General features: G+C 72.1%; 15 protein-coding genes and 3 tRNA genes. 8 read left to right on the top strand and 10 right to left on the bottom strand.

The genetic code is table 11. The features are described 5' to 3' along the window. Positions 1-3 precede the first annotated feature (3 nt). The 5 genes from ACFY9S_RS07805 to purS all read right to left on the bottom strand — a co-directional run bounded on the left by ACFY9S_RS07805 (position 4) and on the right by purS (position 4,667). Positions 4-840, bottom strand: a complete 837-nt coding sequence (locus tag ACFY9S_RS07805; protein WP_391124092.1) for a peptidoglycan DD-metalloendopeptidase family protein — start codon at positions 838-840, stop codon at positions 4-6. Between the two features lie 20 nt (positions 841-860). Then, on the bottom strand, positions 861-1,361 hold the full coding sequence (locus ACFY9S_RS07800) for an ArsR/SmtB family transcription factor (protein ID WP_391124089.1): 501 nt from the start codon (positions 1,359-1,361) through the stop codon (positions 861-863). 110 nt (positions 1,362-1,471) lie between these two features. Then, positions 1,472-3,730, bottom strand: a complete 2,259-nt coding sequence (gene purL, locus ACFY9S_RS07795; protein ID WP_391124086.1) for a phosphoribosylformylglycinamidine synthase subunit PurL — start codon at positions 3,728-3,730, stop codon at positions 1,472-1,474. Next, positions 3,727-4,407, bottom strand: a complete 681-nt coding sequence (purQ, locus tag ACFY9S_RS07790) for a phosphoribosylformylglycinamidine synthase subunit PurQ (protein ID WP_102909363.1) — start codon at positions 4,405-4,407, stop codon at positions 3,727-3,729. Before purQ ends, purL begins: the two co-directional genes overlap by 4 nt. After that, positions 4,404-4,667: a phosphoribosylformylglycinamidine synthase subunit PurS gene (gene purS / locus ACFY9S_RS07785; RefSeq protein WP_033314267.1), complete on the bottom strand. Its 264-nt coding sequence runs from the start codon at positions 4,665-4,667 to the stop codon at positions 4,404-4,406. Before purS ends, purQ begins: the two co-directional genes overlap by 4 nt. A 267-nt stretch (positions 4,668-4,934) precedes the next feature. Here purS and ACFY9S_RS07780 point away from each other — a divergent pair, with 267 nt between their 5' ends. The 8 genes from ACFY9S_RS07780 to ACFY9S_RS07745 all read left to right on the top strand — a co-directional run bounded on the left by ACFY9S_RS07780 (position 4,935) and on the right by ACFY9S_RS07745 (position 9,537). Then, positions 4,935-5,252 (top strand): Lsr2 family protein, encoded by a 318-nt coding sequence (locus ACFY9S_RS07780; RefSeq protein WP_102909379.1) that lies wholly within the window; start codon positions 4,935-4,937, stop codon positions 5,250-5,252. Between the two features lie 134 nt (positions 5,253-5,386). Further along, positions 5,387-5,458: transfer RNA gene (locus tag ACFY9S_RS07775), tRNA-Gly, on the top strand. Positions 5,459-5,539: 81 nt separating this feature from the next. Continuing rightward, a tRNA-Gly gene (locus ACFY9S_RS07770) sits at positions 5,540-5,612 on the top strand. A 132-nt stretch (positions 5,613-5,744) separates the two neighbouring features. Next, positions 5,745-6,716 carry an ATP-binding cassette domain-containing protein gene (locus ACFY9S_RS07765; protein WP_391124082.1) on the top strand — a complete coding sequence of 324 codons (972 nt, stop codon included), beginning with the start codon at positions 5,745-5,747 and terminating at the stop codon, positions 6,714-6,716. Beyond that, positions 6,713-7,516: an ABC transporter permease gene (locus tag ACFY9S_RS07760; RefSeq protein WP_391124079.1), complete on the top strand. Its 804-nt coding sequence runs from the start codon at positions 6,713-6,715 to the stop codon at positions 7,514-7,516. Before ACFY9S_RS07765 ends, ACFY9S_RS07760 begins: the two co-directional genes overlap by 4 nt. Before the next feature lie 22 nt (positions 7,517-7,538). Beyond that, positions 7,539-8,822 carry a histidine kinase gene (locus tag ACFY9S_RS07755; RefSeq protein ID WP_391124076.1) on the top strand — a complete coding sequence of 428 codons (1,284 nt, stop codon included), beginning with the start codon at positions 7,539-7,541 and terminating at the stop codon, positions 8,820-8,822. Then, positions 8,819-9,439, top strand: a complete 621-nt coding sequence (locus ACFY9S_RS07750) for a response regulator (protein WP_391124073.1) — start codon at positions 8,819-8,821, stop codon at positions 9,437-9,439. Before ACFY9S_RS07755 ends, ACFY9S_RS07750 begins: the two co-directional genes overlap by 4 nt. Positions 9,440-9,461: 22 nt before the next feature. Further along, positions 9,462-9,537, top strand: a tRNA-Gly gene (locus ACFY9S_RS07745). A gap of 54 nt (positions 9,538-9,591) precedes the next feature. Here the strand turns inward: ACFY9S_RS07745 and ACFY9S_RS07740 are convergent. The 5 genes from ACFY9S_RS07740 to ACFY9S_RS07720 form a co-directional block, all read right to left on the bottom strand. After that, complete coding sequence (locus ACFY9S_RS07740; protein WP_391124070.1) at positions 9,592-10,491, bottom strand: phosphoribosylaminoimidazolesuccinocarboxamide synthase; 900 nt, start codon at positions 10,489-10,491, stop codon at positions 9,592-9,594. Positions 10,492-10,560: 69 nt separating this feature from the next. Continuing rightward, complete coding sequence (locus ACFY9S_RS07735; protein WP_391124068.1) at positions 10,561-12,030, bottom strand: N,N-dimethylformamidase beta subunit family domain-containing protein; 1,470 nt, start codon at positions 12,028-12,030, stop codon at positions 10,561-10,563. 266 nt (positions 12,031-12,296) lie between these two features. Further along, complete coding sequence (locus tag ACFY9S_RS07730) at positions 12,297-14,117, bottom strand: hypothetical protein (protein WP_391124273.1); 1,821 nt, start codon at positions 14,115-14,117, stop codon at positions 12,297-12,299. A gap of 349 nt (positions 14,118-14,466) precedes the next feature. Beyond that, positions 14,467-15,717, bottom strand: coding sequence for a phosphoribosylamine--glycine ligase (gene purD / locus ACFY9S_RS07725; protein ID WP_391124065.1), 1,251 nt, complete (start codon positions 15,715-15,717; stop codon positions 14,467-14,469). A 198-nt stretch (positions 15,718-15,915) separates the two neighbouring features. Continuing rightward, entirely contained in the window at positions 15,916-18,363 is a 2,448-nt protein-coding gene (locus ACFY9S_RS07720; protein ID WP_391124063.1) for a DNA polymerase III subunit gamma and tau, read from the bottom strand. Positions 18,364-18,401: the final 38 nt, after the last annotated feature.

The raw sequence follows: 18,401 nt of genomic DNA, 5'->3' as shown, positions 1-18,401 counted from the left end.
AGGTCAGCCTAGGGCGGCGCTCGCGGACGGTACCTGGAAGGTCTCCCCGTTGCGGGGCACGCCGATGCCCTGCCAGGTGAAGGGCACGCCCCGGGCCGCGTCCGGGTCCGGGCCGTCCATCAGCTGGAAGTGCAGGTGGGGTTCGGAGGAGTTGCCGGAGTTGCCGCAGCGGGCGATCGGTTGTCCGGCGCGGACGCGGTCGCCCTCGCGGACGGTGAGGGAGCCGCGCTGGAGGTGGGCGTAGGCGGCGTAGGTGCCGTCGCCGAGGTCGAGGACGATGTGGTTGCCGAGGATGCGGCCGACGCCCGCGAGCTCTCGCACCATCCCTTCGAAAAGCATCAGGTACAGCAGCCCCAGCAGGGAGGTGCGGCTGAGGTGGTCGCGCTGCCGGCCTCGCGCTCGTACGACGGTGGCGTCGGCGACCGCCAGGACGGGGGCGCCGTGGGCCGGGAAGTCCTGGGGGCGGCGGGCGAGCGGCCACAGCCACGTGAAGGCCGGGCGGGCACCCGGCTCGGGCTCGGCCAGGATGTCGATGGCGAAGGTCTGGCCGTAGCCGTGCACGCCGTGGCTGGGGGTGCGGTCGGCCGGGCTGTTCAGCGCGGACCAGCGGCCGGTGACGGGCACAGCGACCTCGACGGGCTCACGGGCCGCGCGCGGCTTGTCCGGGGTGCCGCCCCACCGGTTCACCAGGATGACGACGGCGTACGCAAGGAGCACCGGCGCGAAGTTCCACCACCAGGGGCCGGCTGACAGGCCGAAACCCAGGTCGGCGGCCATCAGACCGAAGAAGACCAGCCACAGCACGCGGTAGGCCACCATGCCGAGCTTGCGAGCGGACATTCGGTTCCCCCAAGTTTTCGCTACGGGCGGGCCGTCGCCAGTGCCACCAGGAGCGGTACGACCCGCCCCGGTGGCACCTCGTGGCGGCCCCGGCCGGTCGTGTGGAGCCAGCCCGTGGCGGTGAGCTGGCGCAGGTGGTGGTAGATCTGGCCGGTCGTGCCGACCTCGTCCAGCTCGGCGAGTTCGGTGGCGGTGCGCCGGCCGCCGAGGATCTCGCGGAGCAGGCGGATCCGGACCGGGTGGCCGAGCGCCGCGAACGACTCGGCGGCCGTGGTCCAGTCACCCTCCAGCAGGTCCTCCGTGAGGGCGGTCATCTGCCAGGAGTACTCCTCGCCCGTCGGCAGGCCCACGGAGCCGGTGTAGAGGACACCGCCGTGGGACACCCCCGCTTCGGACAGCTGCTCTCTCAGTCCGTTCAGCGCCCAGAAGTCGCCCCCGTCGATGAGGGGGCCGGTGCGCCGGGCGCCTTCGAGGGCCGCCAGACGGCGTTCGAGGGCGGTGACGCGTTCTCCCAGATCCATACTCACAGATTACGTAACTACGTAATCCCGTGCAAGGGTCGGCGCCCAGATCCGCCCGGGCACGGCGAAGCCCCCCGCCCGGTCCGGGCGGGGGGCTTCGGAGCGGTCGCCTACTTGAGCAGCGCCGGGATCGTGCCCTCGTGCGTCTCGCGCAGCTCGGACAGGGGCAGCGCGAACTCGCCCTGGACGTCCACGGTGTCGCCGTCGACGACACCGATGCGGGTGACGGGCAGGCCCCGCGCACCGCACATGTCGTTGAAGCGGACCTCTTCGGAGCGCGGCACTGCCACGACCGCGCGGCCCGCCGACTCGGAGAAGAGGAAGGTGAAGGCGTCCAGACCGTCCGGGACGATCAGGCGGGCGCCCTTGCCGCCCAGCAGCGCCGACTCGACGACCGCCTGGATCAGACCGCCGTCGGACAGGTCGTGCGCGGAATCGATCATGCCGTCGCGGGAGGCGGAGATCAGGATCTCGGCCAGCAGGCGCTCGCGCTCCAGGTCGACCTGCGGGGGCAGACCGCCGAGGTGGTCGTGGACGACCTGCGACCAGGCCGAGCCGCCGAACTCCTCACGGGTGTCGCCGAGGAGGTAGAGCAGCTGGCCCTCCTCCTGGAAGGCGACCGGCGTGCGGCGGGCCACGTCGTCGATGACGCCGAGGACCGCGACCACCGGGGTCGGGTGGATGGCCGCCTCGCCCGTCTGGTTGTAGAGGGACACGTTGCCACCCGTGACCGGCGTGCCCAGCTGCTGGCAGGCGTCCGCCAGACCGCGCACGGCCTCCGCGAACTGCCACATCACCGCCGGGTCCTCAGGCGAGCCGAAGTTCAGGCAGTCGGAGACGGCGAGCGGCTTGGCGCCGGTGGTGGCGACGTTGCGGTACGCCTCCGCCAGCGCGAGCTGAGCGCCGTGGTACGGGTCGAGCTTGGCGTACCGGCCGTTGCCGTCGGTCGCGATCGCCACGCCGAGGCCGGTCTCCTCGTCGATCCGGATCATGCCGGAGTCCTCGGGCTGGGCGAGCACGGTGTTGCCCTGCACGAAGTGGTCGTACTGGCTGGTGATCCAGGACTTGGAGGCCTGGTTCGGGGAGCCGACCAGCTTCAGGACCTGGTCCTTCAGCTCCTCGGACGTCTCCGGCCGCGGCAGCTTGTTCGCGTCGTCGGCCTGGAGCTCGTCCTGCCAGGACGGGCGGGCGTAGGGGCGCTCGTAGACCGGGCCCTCGTGCGCGACCGTGCGCGGGTCGACGTCGACGATCTTGCCGCCGTGCCAGTAGATCTCCAGGCGGTCGCCGTCGGTCACCTCACCGATGACGGTGGCGATGACGTCCCACTTGTCGCAGATCTCCAGGAAGCGGTCGACTTTCTCCGGCTCGACGACCGCGCACATGCGTTCCTGCGACTCGCTCATGAGGATTTCCTCGGGCGAGAGGGTCGAGTCGCGCAGCGGGACGTCGTCCAGGGTGACGCGCATGCCGCCCGAGCCGTTGGAGGCGAGCTCGGAGGTGGCGCAGGACAGGCCGGCCGCGCCGAGGTCCTGGATGCCGACGACGAGCTTCTCGGCGAAGGCCTCCAGCGTGCACTCGATGAGCAGCTTCTCCTGGAAGGGGTCGCCGACCTGGACGGCCGGGCGCTTCGAGGGCTTGGCGTCGTCGAAGGTCTCGGAGGCCAGAATCGAGGCGCCGCCGATGCCGTCACCGCCGGTCCGGGCCCCGTACAGGATGACCTTGTTGCCCGCGCCGGACGCCTTCGCCAGGTGAATGTCCTCGTGCCGCATGACGCCGATGGCACCGGCGTTGACCAGCGGGTTGCCCTGGTAGCAGGCGTCGAAGACGACCTCGCCGCCGATGTTGGACAGGCCCAGGCAGTTGCCGTAGCCGCCGATGCCGGCGACGACACCCGGCAGCACGCGCTTGGTGTCGGGGTGGTCGGCGGCACCGAAGCGGAGCGGGTCGACGACCGCGACCGGGCGCGCACCCATGGCGATGATGTCGCGGACGATGCCGCCGACACCGGTGGCCGCGCCCTGGTAGGGCTCGACGTACGACGGGTGGTTGTGCGACTCGACCTTGAAGGTGACCGCGTAGCCCTGGCCGACGTCGACGACACCGGCGTTCTCGCCGATGCCGACGAGCATGGCGTCGGACTCGGGGGCCTTCTCGCCGAACTGGCGCAGGTGCACCTTGCTGCTCTTGTACGAGCAGTGCTCCGACCACATCACCGAGTACATGGCGAGCTCGGCCCCGGTGGGCCGGCGGCCGAGGATCTCCACGACCCGCTCGTACTCGTCCTTCTTCAGGCCCAGTTCGGCCCAGGGCAGCTCGACGTCGGGGGTCGCGGCCGCGTGCTCGACCGTGTCCAGAGGCGTCCGGCTCATGCGTTGACCAGCTTCTTGAGGATCGAGGTGAAGAACGGGAGGCCGTCGGTGCGGCCGGTGCCGATCAGCGGCTCGACGGCGTGCTCGGGGTGCGGCATGAGGCCGACCACGTTTCCGGCCTCGTTGCTGACACCGGCGATGTCCCGCTGGGAGCCGTTGGGGTTGAAGTCGACATACCGGAAGGCGACGCGGCCCTCGGCCTCCAGCTCGTCGAGGGTGCGCTCGTCGGCGACGTACTGCCCGTCGTTGTTCTTCAGCGGGATGTGGATCTCCTGGCCGGCCGCGTAGTCGGTGGTCCAGGCGGTTTCGGCGTTCTCCACCCGCAGCTTCTGGTCGCGGCAGATGAAGTGCAGGTGGTTGTTGCGCAGCATCGTGCCCGGCAGCAGATGGGCCTCGGTGAGGATCTGGAAGCCGTTGCAGATGCCGAGCACCGGCAGACCGGCCTTCGCCTGCTCCAGCAGGGGCTCCATCACCGGCGAGAAACGGGCGATGGCCCCGGCGCGCAGATAGTCGCCGTAGGAGAAACCACCGCACAGCACCACGGCGTCGACCTGCTTGAGGTCCTTGTCCTTGTGCCACAGGGCGACCGGCTCGGCGCCCGCGACCCGGATCGCGCGCTGGGTGTCACGGTCGTCCAGACTGCCGGGAAAAGTGACGACGCCAATACGAGCGGTCACTTCACAGCCTCCGCGACTTCCTCGACACGGATCGTGAAGTCCTCGATCACGGTGTTCGCGAGGAAGGACTCCGCAAGATCATGAATGCGGGCGAGGGCGGCCTCGTCGACCGGCCCGTCAACTTCCAGTTCGAAACGCTTTCCCTGGCGGACGTCCGAGATCCCGTCGAAACCGAGCCGCGGCAGTGCGCGCTGCACCGCCTGGCCCTGGGGGTCGAGGATCTCCGGCTTGAGCATGACGTCGACTACGACGCGTGCCACTGGCACTCCCGGTGTGTGGTGCTGAGCAGGTTCCTTCAGACTACCCGCACAAAATTTCTACGCGCGTTGACTTGTAGGAAACTACGTGACCGTCATCACGATCCGGCATCGACGGACCCACACGCGACATTTTCGGGAAAGATTCCGGATCGACACCCGGCACCCATTGCCTTCTGACACGCGGAAGGATTTAGTCGGGCTTCACAATATATTGCCAGGCACTGTACAAATGAATTGGCAAAGTGCCGCATGAAGGGACCGATATTCGTGGCGCAGAAGGTCGTGGTCACTCTCTCTGACGACATCGACGGCTCGGAAGCGGCGGAAACGATCGCCTTCGGACTGGACGGCAAGTCGTACGAGATCGACCTGAGCGAAGTCAACGCCGGAGAACTGCGGCAGGCGCTCGCGCCGTACGTGGAGGCCGGCCGCAAGCGGTCCCGCTCGGGCAAGGCCTACCGGCAGACGGAGGTCGCCCCCGACCCGTCGGCCGTGCGCGCCTGGGCCCAGGCCCACAAGATGGAGGTCCCCGCGCGCGGGCGCATCCCCAAGAAGGTCTACGAGGCGTTCACCGCCGCGCAGTGACGGCCCGTCGAGCCCGGCCCCACGGCCGGCCACCCGCCCCTCGCGGCAACCGACTTGCGCAGCACCCCGGCTGATCAGCTAGAGTCTGGAGCACGCCGAGGGGCGAGGCCGAAAGGCCCGGCTCACGGAAACATGCGGGTGTAGTTCAGTAGTAGAACATCCCCCTTCCAGGGGGAAGGCGCAGTGTGCGATTCCTGTCACCCGCTCTGCATCGCCGTACCGGCCACAGTTGTGGATCAGGTAGGCTGGTGCCTGCACCGGTCGGTGAAAGCCGATCGGGAGCACATGCGGACGTAGCTCAGTTGGTAGAGCGCAACCTTGCCAAGGTTGAGGTCGCGAGTTCGAACCTCGTCGTCCGCTCGGGAATGAAGACCCCGGTCCATCAGGACCGGGGTCTTCTTCGTATCCCCCGAGCGTCCGCCTGACATTTGTCATGCCGAACGATGACAGCGCGCACTGCTCGCGGGCCCGTGTGGCCGGGACGCTTGAAGCATGGAAAGCAACGGACACGAACACGTGATTGAGGTCACTGACCTGCGACGTGTGTACGGGGGCGGGTTCGAGGCGGTACGCGGAATCAGCTTCACCGTCCGACGCGGGGAGATCTTCGCGCTGCTCGGCACCAACGGCGCGGGCAAGACCTCCACCGTCGAACTCCTGGAGGGACTCGCGGAGCCGGCCGGCGGACGGGTGCGGGTCCTCGGGCACGATCCGTACACCGAACGGGCCGCCGTACGGCCCCGCACCGGCGTGATGCTCCAGGAAGGCGGCTTCCCCTCCGAGCTCACCGTCGCGGAGACCGCGCGGATGTGGGCGGGATGCGTGAGCGGGGCACGGCCGCCCGCCGAGGTGCTGGCGCTGGTCGGCCTGGAGACCAAGGCCGGCACCCGGGTCAAGCAGCTGTCCGGTGGCCAGCGGCGCCGCCTCGACCTGGCCCTCGCCCTGCTCGGCGATCCCGAGGTGCTCTTCCTCGACGAACCGTCCACCGGACTGGACGCCGAAGGCCGCCGGGCCACCTGGGAGTTGGTGAGCGCGCTGCGCGACGGCGGGACGACGGTGCTGCTGACCACGCACTACCTGGAGGAGGCCGAGAACCTCGCCGACCGGCTCGCGATCATGCACGACGGCCGGATCGCCACCACCGGGACACCGGCCGAGGTGACCGCCGCGGAGCCGTCGCGGATCTCCTTCGAACTGCCCGACGGCTACTTCGTCGGCGACCTCCCGCCGCTCGGCGGGCTGGGCGTGGCCGGGCACGAGACCGACGGCCGGCTCGTCCGGCTCCGCACCCACGAACTGCAGCGGACGGCCACGGGGCTGCTGATGTGGGCCGCGCAGGCCGGGGTGGAGCTGCGCCGCCTGGACGTGCGCTCGGCGTCCCTGGAGGAGGCGTTCCTCGGGATCGCCAAGAACGCCTCGGCGGAGCAGGCCACGGGAATGACGACGAAGGAGTACGCGGCATGAGCGCCACGCAGACGACGCCCCGGCCGGCCACGGCGATGACGACCCCGCTGAGCCGGATGACCGCTCTCGCCCGCGCCGAACTGACCCTGCTGGGGCGGACCAGGGGCGCGCTCGTCGCCGCGCTGTTCGTGCCGCTGGTGATGCCGGTCAGCGTGCGGTCGGCGGCGGAGGAGATGGACCTCGCCGGGGCGGGGCTGAGCACCGGCACGCTGGTGCTGCCCGCAGCCGTCGGCTTCTCCCTGCTGTTCGCCGTCTACTCGGTGCTCGTCGGCGTGTTCGTCGTCCGGCGTGAGGAGCTCGTCCTCAAGCGCCTGCGCACCGGTGAGCTGCGGGACGCCGAGATCCTGGCCGGCTCCGCGCTGCCGGCCGTCCTCACCGGGCTGGCGCAGTGCCTGCTGCTGACGGCCGGCTGTGTCGCGCTGCTGGACCTGTCCGCGCCGTCGGCGCCCCATCTGGTCGTACTCGGCCTGCTGTTGGGGCTCGTGATGTGCGCGGCCCTCGCCGCGGCCACTGCCGGTTTCACCCGGACCGCCGAGAGCGCCCAGGCCACGCCCATGCCGCTGCTGCTGGTCTCGATGATCGGCTCGGGCATGTTCATACCGCTGGAGCTGCTGCCGGACCGGGTGGCCTCCGTGTGCGAGCTGCTGCCGCTGACGCCCGTCGTCACGCTGGTGCGCGGCGGCTGGACCGGGAACCTCTCCGGGTACGAGGCGCTGGGTGCTCTGGCGACCGCGATGGCCTGGATCCTCATCGGGGTGTTTGCTGTACGGCGGTGGTTCCGCTGGGAACCACGGCACTGACCGAAGGGGGAGTGACGGGCCGATGCGCACGCCGGGCAGGTGGTGGCGGCACAAGAGCACGCCGGAGAAGGTCGAGACGTACACGCGGTGGTCGTTCCACTTCTTCGCGGTGATGGAGTTCTTCTCCGTCGGGCTCACGTCCGTGGCCCCGCTCGGGGCCCGGCTGGGCAGTGTCGTCATGCTGGCGGTGGCCGTGCACGCCGGCCTCTGCTTCGTGACCGTGTCACGGGCGATCGACTGGACGCGTGGCCGCAGGCCCCAGCCCACCGGGCTGCTGTGGACCCTGGCCGCCGTCACCGCCGCGATCGCCGTCGCCGCGATCGGCCTGGCCGAGCTCGGACCCGAGGGCGAGAGCGTCGACACCGCCGCCGGTGGCGTCTTCGGGGTCATCCTGATCTTCGGCCCCGGCATCATCGCGCTCGGCGTCCGCGACCGGCGGCGCGCGTTCGCCATCGCGGGCGGCTTCGCGGCGGGCACCTGGACCGTGGCGTTCGCGCTCGGCGCCTCCGTGCTCACGGCGCTCTTCACGGCGCTGATCGTGTTGATCGGCGGCGTGTTCATCGCCTTCACGGCCGTCTTCTCGGTGTGGCTGATGAACGCCGTCTACCGACTCGACGAGGCCCGCGAGACCCGGAGCCGGCTCGCCGTCGCCGAGGAGCGGCTGCGGTTCGGGCGGGATCTGCACGACGTCATGGGGCGCAACCTCGCCGTGATCGCCCTCAAGAGCGAACTCGCCGTGCAGCTGGCGCAGCGGGGGCGGCCGGAGGCCGTGACGCAGATGGTCGAGGTGCAGCGGCTCGCGCAGGAGTCGCAGCGCGAGGTGCGGGAGGTCGTGCGCGGCTACCGGGAAGCCGACCTCGGGTCGGAACTCGCCGGTGCGCAAGGGGTGCTGGCGGCGGCCGGCATCGACTGCACGGTCGGCGGGGCACCGGTGGCCGGGCTGCCGGCCGCGGTGCAGTCCGCCCTGGGGTGGGTGGTGCGGGAGGCCGCGACGAACGTCCTGCGGCATGGGGACGCACGGCGGTGTTCCGTGCGGTTGCGGGTACTGGAGGGGCGAGTGGTGCTGTCCGTGGAGAACGACGGCGCGGACGAGGCGGGGAGGGAGCCCGGGGCCGGACCGTCCGGTTCGGGGCTCGCCGGGCTGCGGGAACGCCTGGCGGAGATCGACGGGACGCTGGAGGCCGGGCCGGCGGGACGAGGGCTGTTCCGGCTGACGGCGGAGATTCCGCTGCCGTCGCCGTCCGCCCCTCCCGGCGCCGCCCCGGCCGTCATCGCGGCGCGTCCCGTGAGTGAGGTCATCTCATGACGGCCGTGGAACCCATCCGGCTGCTGCTCGCCGACGACGAGCACCTCATCCGGGGGGCGCTCGCCGCGCTGCTGTCGCTGGAGGACGACCTCATCGTCGTCGCCGAGGCGGCCACCGGGCCCGAGGCGCTGGCGATGGCCCGGGCGCACAAGCCCGACGTCGCCGTGCTGGACCTCCAGATGCCCGGGGCCGACGGTGTGAAGGTCGCCACATCCCTGCGGACCGAACTGCCCGGCTGCAGGGTCCTCATCGTCACCAGCCACGGGCGGCCCGGGCATCTGAAGCGTGCGCTGGAGGCCGGGGTACGGGGGTTCGTGCCCAAAACCGTGAGCGCGCAGCGGCTCGCCGAGCTCATCCGAACGGTGCACGCCGGGAACCGTTACGTCGACCCGGAGTTGGCCGCCGACGCGATCGCCGCCGGGGACTCGCCGCTGACCGCGCGGGAGGCCGAGGTCCTGGAACTGGCCGCCGACGGGGCGCCCGTCGCGGAGATCGCCGAACGGGCCGCGCTGTCGCAGGGGACCGTACGGAACTATCTGTCGTCGGCCGTGTCGAAGCTCGGGGCGGAGAACCGGCATGCGGCGGTACGGCTCGCGCGGGAGCGAGGTTGGGTATAGTGGTTCTCGCGCCACGGCGCATGCGAACGTAGCTCAGTTGGTAGAGCGCAACCTTGCCAAGGTTGAGGTCGCGAGTTCGAACCTCGTCGTTCGCTCCATAGAGAAGCCCCCCGGTTCCGGCCGGGGGGCTTCTCCGTGTCCCGGGTACGGGGCTACATCCAGCTGATGCCGGTCAGGCGCTCGTACGCCTCGACGTACTTGGCGCGGGTGGCGTCGACGACCTGCTGGGGCAGAGCGGGCGGCGGCTGCTCGCTCCCCCGGTCCCAGCCGGACTCCGGCGAGGTCAGCCAGTCCCGGACGAACTGCTTGTCGTACGACGGCTGGGCACGGCCCGGCTGCCACTGGTCGGCGGGCCAGAAGCGGGAGGAGTCCGCGGTGAGGACCTCGTCCGCGAGGACCAGATCCTCGCCCTCGAAGCCGAACTCGAACTTGGTGTCCGCGAGGATGATGCCCCGCTCCCGGGCGATGTCCCGGCCGCGGGAGTAGACGGCGAGGGTCGCCTGGCGCAGCCGGGCCGCGGTGTCCGCGCCGACCTGGCGGGCGACCTCCTCGTAGGAGACGTTCTCGTCGTGCTCGCCGACGGCCGCCTTGGTGGCCGGGGTGAAGATCGGGGCGGGCAGTTCGCTGCCGTCGGTCAGGCCCTCCGGCAGGGCGAGGCCGCAGACCGTACGGGTCTCGTTGTACTCGGCGAGGCCGGAGCCGGTGAGGTAGCCGCGGGCCACGCACTCCACGGGCACCATCTGCAGCGACTTGCAGATCAGTGTGCGGCCCGCCCAGTCGGCGGGGGCGCCCTCGGGCAGGTCCGTGCTCAGCACGTGGTTCGGGATCAGGTCGGCGAGCCGGTCGAACCACCACAGGGAGAGCTGCGTGAGGATCCGGCCCTTGTCGGGGATCTCGGTCGGCAGCACCCAGTCGTAGGCGGACATGCGGTCGCTGGCGACCATCACGAGGTCGCCCGCCTCGTTGCGGTACAGCTCGCGCACCTTGCCGGTGTGCAGATGCACCAAGCCCGGAACCTGGATCGGCTCGGGCTTTTCGACGAATCCGGACACGGTTCCTCCCCGTGGTTCTGTCTGAGTGGCTCGATTCTCCCGTATCCGAGCTTGATCACCGACAGTGGGTCAGTCCCGTTTGCAGATGCGGTCCAGGAGATTGGCGGTGGCGCGCTGGATACGCGGGTCGACGTGCCCGGGGCGGTCCAGGGCCGGGGACCAGGCGAACGTTCCTGCTGCGAAGACCCAGGCGCCGGAGGGTGCGCGGTACAGGGACGTCTCCTGGTGGCGGAGGACGCCCTCCTTGTCGGCGTACGGGGAGTGGGCGAGCAGCATGCGCTCCTCGTGGTCGGGCAGCGGGGTGCGCGGGAAGTAGCGGTCCGCCTCGCCCGCCACCAGGTTCTCGATCTCGTCGCCCTCGTGCGCCCCGGTCGCCTCCCACAGCCAGTGCCCGGCGTTGCGCACGACCAGCGGGTGCGGCTCGGGGACGGGCCCGGCGTACTGGATGCCCAGGAGCTGCTGCTCCGCCCGGTCGATCTCCCGCCACAGCACCGGCTTGCCCGGGCCCCGGCGCTTGCGGCAGGTCAGCAGCCGGTCGGGGACGCCGGAGGGGGAGGGGCCCAGCTCCACCTGCCAGTACATGGAGTTGGCGGAGAGGAAGACCAGCGAGGTGCCGGTGTCGCGGGCGAGCTCCACGGTCCGGCGCATCTCCGCCGACCAGTACTCGTCGTGCCCCGGGAAGACCAGGCCCCGGTAGCGGGCCGGGTCGACGCGGCCCGCGTGCAGGTCGCCGGCGCCGGCGTAGGCGACGTCGTAGCCGTAGCGCTCGGCCCAGCGGATGAAGTCGTAGGCGTGACCGACGTGGAGGGGGAGGCCGGCGCCCGCGTACGGGCGGTCGAAGGAGACCGTCGTGGCGGCATCGGACTCGCCGAGCAGCCGGCCCTTCTCGTCCCAGGCGTGGTAGAGGCTGGCGCCGGTGCGGCCGTCCTCCGGGTAGAGGTTGTACGCCTGCCAGGTGACGTCGGGCAGCACGAGCAGCAGGTCGGCGGGCTGGTCGTGGCGGACGGTGAAGGGGACGTGCGAGCGGTAGCCGTCGGCGGTGGTGAGGACGGCGACGTACGCGCCGACGTTCCAGTACGACGGGACCTGGAGCCGCCAGGACAGCCACCAGTGGTGGCAGGAGACCGTACGGTCCGCGGTGAGCGGCGCGGGCTGGACGATGCCGGACAGGCGCGGGCTGGTGGTGATCTTCGCGGCGCCGTCACCGCCGTAGTGGCCGATGCGATAGATGTCGACGGCGAACTGCTGGGGCGGGTCGACGGTGATGTGGAAGTCGATGGCCTCGCCGGGCGTGACCGCGCCGGTGGAGGTGAAGCCCTTGATCTGACGGTGGACGTCGTCGGCCGCGCGGGGGCCGCCCGAGCGGCTGCCCCTCTTCGACGGGGCGTCCTGGTCCACGTACCAGGGGACGACCTGGCCCGAGTCGTCGAAATACGTCACGTTGCCACGCAGCCACGGAACGGGGCCCTGCCCGAAGGGATCCGTCACGGCGTGCGCCATCGCTCCCGACTCCCAGCGGCGGATCTGCTCCGAACCCATGGTTGCTTCCCCTCCCCTTGCCCCCGTGGTGGTGTGTGCCGGTGTGGTGTGTGCCGGTGTGCCGGTGTGCTGTGTGTCGGGTGACTGGTGCCGGTGTGCTGTGTGCGGTGTTCCGCGGTGGGTGCGACGCCTATGTGCGTATGTGCTTGTCGTATGTCCCAAGCCCTTGCCATGCGCGCGAGCGGTCCCAGCACATCACATGACGCGCGCACTTCGTCACTGTTCGTTTCGAATTGGCCAGAACCGGAAGTGGGTGCTCCGGGTGGTCAGCCGAGGCGGACCGGCTTCTCCGGGCGTATGCCGAGCTGGGAGAGCCAGACCCGCAGGGGCGTGGCGTCGCCGTCCTCGATGAGGGTGAGGACCTTGGGTGCCAGATCGGCCGTGCGCTCACCGTCGACCAGGAGGGTCGGGCCGTCCAGCCAGTCCAGGCCGGGAGTCGCGCCGGCGGTGTCCATCGCGGCGCAGCAGACCATCGCGGTGAGGTGGTCGGCGAGCAGTTCCCTGGCCGTGCGCGGGGGCTGGAGGGGGAAGAGGGGCAGGGTCCGGTCGTCCCAGAGCACGGCCGGGTCGGGGGTGGGGGAGGCCGAGGCGGGCGACGGGGGCGCCGGGGAGGGGGCGGCCTCCTCGCGGGCCATTTCGGCGCTGAGCCGGGCGGCGAGGGTGGCGCTGGGGGCCGTCGTACCGGAGAGGTCCTCGTCGTCGAAGGGGTCCGCTGCGCCGGGGCCGGGCGCCGGGGCGGTGTCCGGTGCCGAGGCGGCGGGGGCTCCTGTGGGGCTGCCTGCCGGGGCGCTCCCAGCCGTCCGTGCGGTGCCCGGCTCCGTCAGGTGGTCGAGGACGCGGGACAGGGTGGGGGCGCCGGTCGCGGGGGCCGCGGGGCCGCTCGCGGGGCGGACACCCATGGTGTCCAGGACGCGGTGCAGGCGGGCCGCGTCGAGGCGCCACTTGCGGTCGACGACCTCCTCCGGATACTCGCTCCAGGCCACCGGCGACCAGTCGGGCCCCGACCCGGCGGGGCCGCCGTGGAAGAGGCGGGCGGCGAGGAGGGAGGCGGCCTCGTCGACCGTGCCCGGCTCCTCCAGCAGATCGCAGGCGGGCCGCTCGCCCAGCCGGGACGCGAAACCCTCCGCCAGGCGGTCGCGCCGGGACAGCTCCGTGAGCGCCGCGACCACACCGGCGTCCAGCCGGGACGGCCAGCGGCCCATCCGCCAGGCGGGCAGCGCCACCCGGGTCAGCAGCCGGTCCCACCCCGCGTACGCCAGGCCCACCTGCTCCTGGGCGACGATCCGCAGCCCGTAATCCACAGCCTGTGCACGCTCCGCGGCCGCGGCCGCCACACCCCGCTCCATCTCGGCGGCATGACCGCGGCAGCTGCGCAGCAGAAGCCGGGCGACCCAGCCGACCCCGGCGAGCACCGCCCGGGACACCGGCTCGCGACGGGGTGCCGAGGCCACTGCCACCGCGGCGTCCAGGCCCCGGACGAAGCGCCGGGCGGCGGCTATGTCCGGGTGGGCCGAGGGGCCCGTACCGGCGATGACCGGGGCGAGGACCGCGCGCAGCTCGCCGACCCGCATCCACCACAGGAACGGGGAGCCGATGACGAGGACCGGCGCGACGGGGTGCCGGCGGTGCGCCTGTTTCCCCGCTCCCGCTATGTCGTGGTGCTCCTCGGCCGGGGGCGGGCCGTGGGCCGGGTGTGTGCGGTCCTCCAGCCAGCTGTCGCAGTCCGGGGTGAGCGCTATCGCAGAGGGGGCGGGGACGTCGAGGCGGTCGGCGAGGTCGCGCACCATCCGGTACAGGTCGGGAGCCGCCTCCTCGGTGACCGGGACCGTCGGGCTCATGGCGGGCCGGGCCCGGGCGACGACCAGGGCGATCCCGGCGGCGGCGAGCAGCACGAGGACCGCGACCGGCGTCAGGACCCAGCGGGCCGCGTCCCAGACGGGGCCCTCCAGGCGGTCGCCGACGGCGCCCGCGAGCAGGATCACGGCAACGGCGGCCGGCAGCAGGGCGACGGCCAGGGCACGGCTTCGGATGCGCAGCACGGCCAGTGCCCGTGCCCGCGCGGCCTGCGCGCCTGCTTCCACACCCATTCCGGTCACGACCGACCTCACCCCCTCCCCGTTGACCTGATGCTGCCCTTGCTCACTCCCCCACTGTGGCACCCGCCACTGACATCGCAATGCCGGTGGGCCAAGTGCCGGAACGCTTGCGCCGCACCCTAGTTGGGGCTCCGCCCTCCGTCAGCCGGAAAGGGCATCGGTCACTCGATGGAATGGCTTTGGGGAGAGGTGGATGACGGACAGCGAGCATCAGGCCCCCACCTCTCGCATACTTCCGGCCCTGCCTCTCGCATGCGCCAGGCCCCGGATCCTGAGACGGATCCGGGGCCTGTGGGGTTCATCGGCGGCGGGGTGGTTTTCCCTGCCCGTCGTAGGCCGGTTACGCGCCCGCCGCCTTCGCGGCGATGTCCGTGCGGTACTGGGAGCCGTCGAGGCGGATGCGGCCGACGGCCGTGTAGGCGCGGTCGCGGGCCTCGGTGAGGTCCTTGCCGGTGGCCGTCACGGACAGGACGCGGCCGCCCGCGCTGACGACGGCGTCCCCCTCCTGCCGGGTGCCGGCGTGCAGCACGTACGCGTGCGGTGCGTCCTCGGCGGCGACCTCGTCGAGACCGGTGATGGCGTCGCCGGTGCGCGGGGTGCCGGGGTAGTTGTGCGAGGCGACGACGACGGTCACGGCCGCGTCGTCGCTCCAGCGCAGCGGCTCCAGGTGGGCGAGGTTGCCGGTGGCGGCGGCCATCAGCAGACCGGCCAGCGGCGTCTTGAGCCGGGCCAGGACGACCTGGGTCTCGGGGTCGCCGAACCGGGCGTTGAACTCGATCACGCGGACACCGCGGGAAGTGATCGCGAGACCGGCGTAGAGCAGGCCGGAGAAGGGTGTGCCGCGCCTCTGCATCTCGTCCACGGTGGGCTGCAGCACGGTCTGCTGCACCTCGTCGACCAGCTTCGGGTCGGCCCACGGCAGCGGGGAGTACGCGCCCATGCCGCCGGTGTTGGGGCCCTCGTCGCCGTCCAGCGCGCGCTTGAAGTCCTGGGCGGGCTGGAGGGGGACGACCGTCTCGCCGTCGGTGACGGCGAACAGGGAGACCTCGGGGCCGTCGAGGTACTCCTCGATGACCACGCGCTCGCAGGCCGCCGCGTGGGCCCGGGCCGCTTGGAGATCGTCGGTGACGACGACACCCTTGCCTGCGGCGAGCCCGTCGTCCTTGACGACGTACGGGGGCCCGAAGGCGTCGAGGGCCGCGTCGGCCTCTTCCGGTGTGGTGCAGACGTACGACCGGGCGGTGGGCACCTCGGCCGCCGCCATGACGTCTTTCGCGAAGGCCTTGGAGCCTTCGAGCTGCGCGGCCCGGCCGGACGGGCCGAAGACCGGGATGCCCGCCTCGCGCACCGCGTCGGCGACACCGGCGACCAGCGGGGCCTCCGGGCCGACGACCACGAGCTCCGCTCCGAGGCGGGTGGCCAGCGCGGTGACGGCGGCGCCGTCCAGGGCGTCGACCTGGTGCAGCTCGGCGACCTCGGCGATACCTGCGTTGCCGGGAGCGCAGTGCAGCGCGGTGACGTCGGGGTCGTGGGACAGGGAGTGGCACAGGGCGTGTTCGCGGGCGCCGCTGCCGATGACGAGGACCTTCACGGGGGTCAGCCTAACGGGAGACCGCCGGGTTCCCTTTGTGCGGGTCGCCGAGGGGAGGGGGGAACTGGAGCTGGAGGTTCCTCCAACGAGAGCGGCGCCGCCCTCCTCCGGCAGGCTCCGCATACGAGTCCCTGGCCGTTCCTCCAGGACTCCTGGCCGTTCGCCTACGAGCCCTGGCCGTTCACCTACGAGCTCTGGCTATTCGTTCGTGAACTCCTCGACCACCGTCGCTCCCAGCTCCCTCACGATCAGCTCCTGGCCGGAGAGGGCCGACTCGTCGAGGTCGGGGTCGTCGTCCTCGGGGATGTCCTCCTCGGCGGAGACATGACGTGGCCGTGGGGCGGAGGGCTGGGGGACGGCAGCGGCCGGCGTGGGGGCCGGGGCGGAGCCGGCGGCCCCCGCAGCGGGGCCGGGGCTGCTCGACTGCTGGGAGGGGGCGGCCGGGGCAGCCGGCTGGGACGGGGCGGGCCGCTGGGCCGTCGCCGTACCGCCGCCACCGCCGCCGCCTGGGTTGTAGCCGCCGCCGCCGGTGTTGTAGCCGCCACCGCCGCCGAAGCCGGAGGGGCCGCCGCCCGGCGCCGGGGGCGCGGAGCCGCCCGAGGGGTCGACGATCGCCTCGATCTTCCACTGGACGTTGAACTGCTCGCCCAGCGCCTGCCGCAGTACGTCCTCGCTGCCGCTGCTCAGGAAGTTGTCCCTGGCGCCGGCGTTGACGAAGCCGAGCTGGAGGGTCGTGCCGTCGAAACCGGCCACCTGGGCGTTCTGGCTGAGCAGGATCCAGGTGAAGCGCCGGCGGTTCTTGACCGCGTCCAGGATGTTCGGCCAGAGCATGCGGGGGTCGAGATGGCCGCCGCCGGTGGGAGCGGGGGCAGGCGCGGGCGCCGACGCCGCCGGAGGCTGGGCCTTCGGAGGGGTGCTGGGGGCGGGGGTGCTCGTCGGCGGGGTGTTCGCCGGTGGGGTGTTCGAAGCGGGCGTGCCCGGAGCGGCCGTGGGCCAGCCGCCGGGGCGACGGCCGCCGCTGCCGGCGGAGGCGGCGGTGGGCCAGGCGCCGGGGGCGGGCTGGGCCGGAGAGGGCTGGGCCTCTCCGGCGGGGGCAGGGGCGGGGGCCGCCGGGGCTCCGGCGGGAGCGCCGGCTCCCTCGGGGTCGGCGTGCCCCGGGTGCGTGGTCGCCGGGGCCGACGGCTGCGCGCTCTGGTGCGGCGGCGACGACTGGGGCACGCCTTGACCCGCCGCCGCAGGGGCGGAGCCGGGCGCGGCCTCCGTGGGGCCGCCACCACTCCCGGTCATGCCGCCACCGCCGCCCGTCGCAGCGCCGCCGCTGCCCGGTGCTCCGGTCGCACGGACCGCCGCACGGGCCGCCGCCGGGCCACCCGTCGGCAGCGGACCGCCGCCACCCGCCTGGACCGGAGCGGGAGCCGCTCCCCCATGGCCCTCCGGGCCGGGCACGTATCCCATGGCGGGCACGCCGGACGGGCCCGCGGAGTAGTTCACGCCGCGCTCGATCCGGTCGAGGCGGGCCATCACGGAGCGCTCGTCGCCGTAGGCGGCGGGCAGCAGGACGCGGGCGCAGATCAGCTCGAGCTGGAGACGGGGCGAGTGGGCGCCGCGCATCTCGGTCAGGCCCTCGTTGACGAGGTCGGCGGCGCGGCTCAGCTCAGCGGGGCCGAAGGTGGCGGCCTGGGCCTGCATGCGCTCGATCACATCGGCGGGGGCGTCGATGAGCCCTTTCTCCGCCACGTCCGGGACCGCGGCGAGGATCACCAGGTCGCGCAGCCGCTCCAGGAGGTCGGCGACGAAGCGGCGGGGGTCGTTCCCGCCCTCGATCACATGGTCGACGACTTCGAAGGCCGCAGCTCCGTCGCCGGTGGCGAAGGCCTCGACGACGGAGTCGAGGAGGGAACCGTCGGTGTATCCGAGCAGGGCGGTGGCCATGGCGTAGGTCACGCCGTCCGCCGCGGCGCCCGCGAGGAGCTGGTCCATGACGGACATGGAGTCACGCACGGACCCGCCGCCGGCCCGCACCACGAGCGGGAGCACGCCGTCCTCGACCGGGATCGTCTCCTTCTGGCAGACCTCTCCGAGGTACTCCCGGAGGGTTCCGGGGGGGACGAGCCGGAAGGGGTAGTGGTGGGTCCGGGACCGGATCGTCCCGATGACCTTCTCGGGCTCGGTGGTCGCGAAGATGAACTTGAGATGCTCCGGCGGCTCCTCGACGACCTTCAGCAGCGCGTTGAAGCCGGCCGACGTGACCATGTGGGCCTCGTCGATGATGTAGATCTTGTACCGGCTGCGGGCGGGCCCGAAGAAGGCCTTCTCACGCAGGTCACGGGCGTCGTCCACGCCACCGTGGGAAGCGGCGTCGATCTCGATGACGTCGATGGAACCGGGGCCGTTGCGTGCGAGGTCCTGACAGGACTGGCACTCACCGCAGGGCGTCGGCGTGGGCCCCTGCTCGCAGTTCAGGCACCGGGCCAGGATGCGGGCGCTGGTCGTCTTGCCGCAGCCGCGCGGCCCGCTGAACAGGTACGCGTGGTTGACCCGGTTGTTCCGCAGCGCCTGCTGCAGCGGGTCGGTGACATGCCCCTGCCCGATGACCTCGGCGAAGGTCTCGGGGCGGTAGCGGCGGTACAGAGCGAGAGACGACACGCATACGAGGTTATAGGCGCCCACTGACATCGGGCCCT

This window comes from Streptomyces sp. NPDC012474 (genome assembly GCF_042955185.1).
Classification (GTDB): domain Bacteria; phylum Actinomycetota; class Actinomycetes; order Streptomycetales; family Streptomycetaceae; genus Streptomyces; species Streptomyces cahuitamycinicus.
This window is presented reverse-complemented; position numbering and strand designations above follow the sequence as displayed.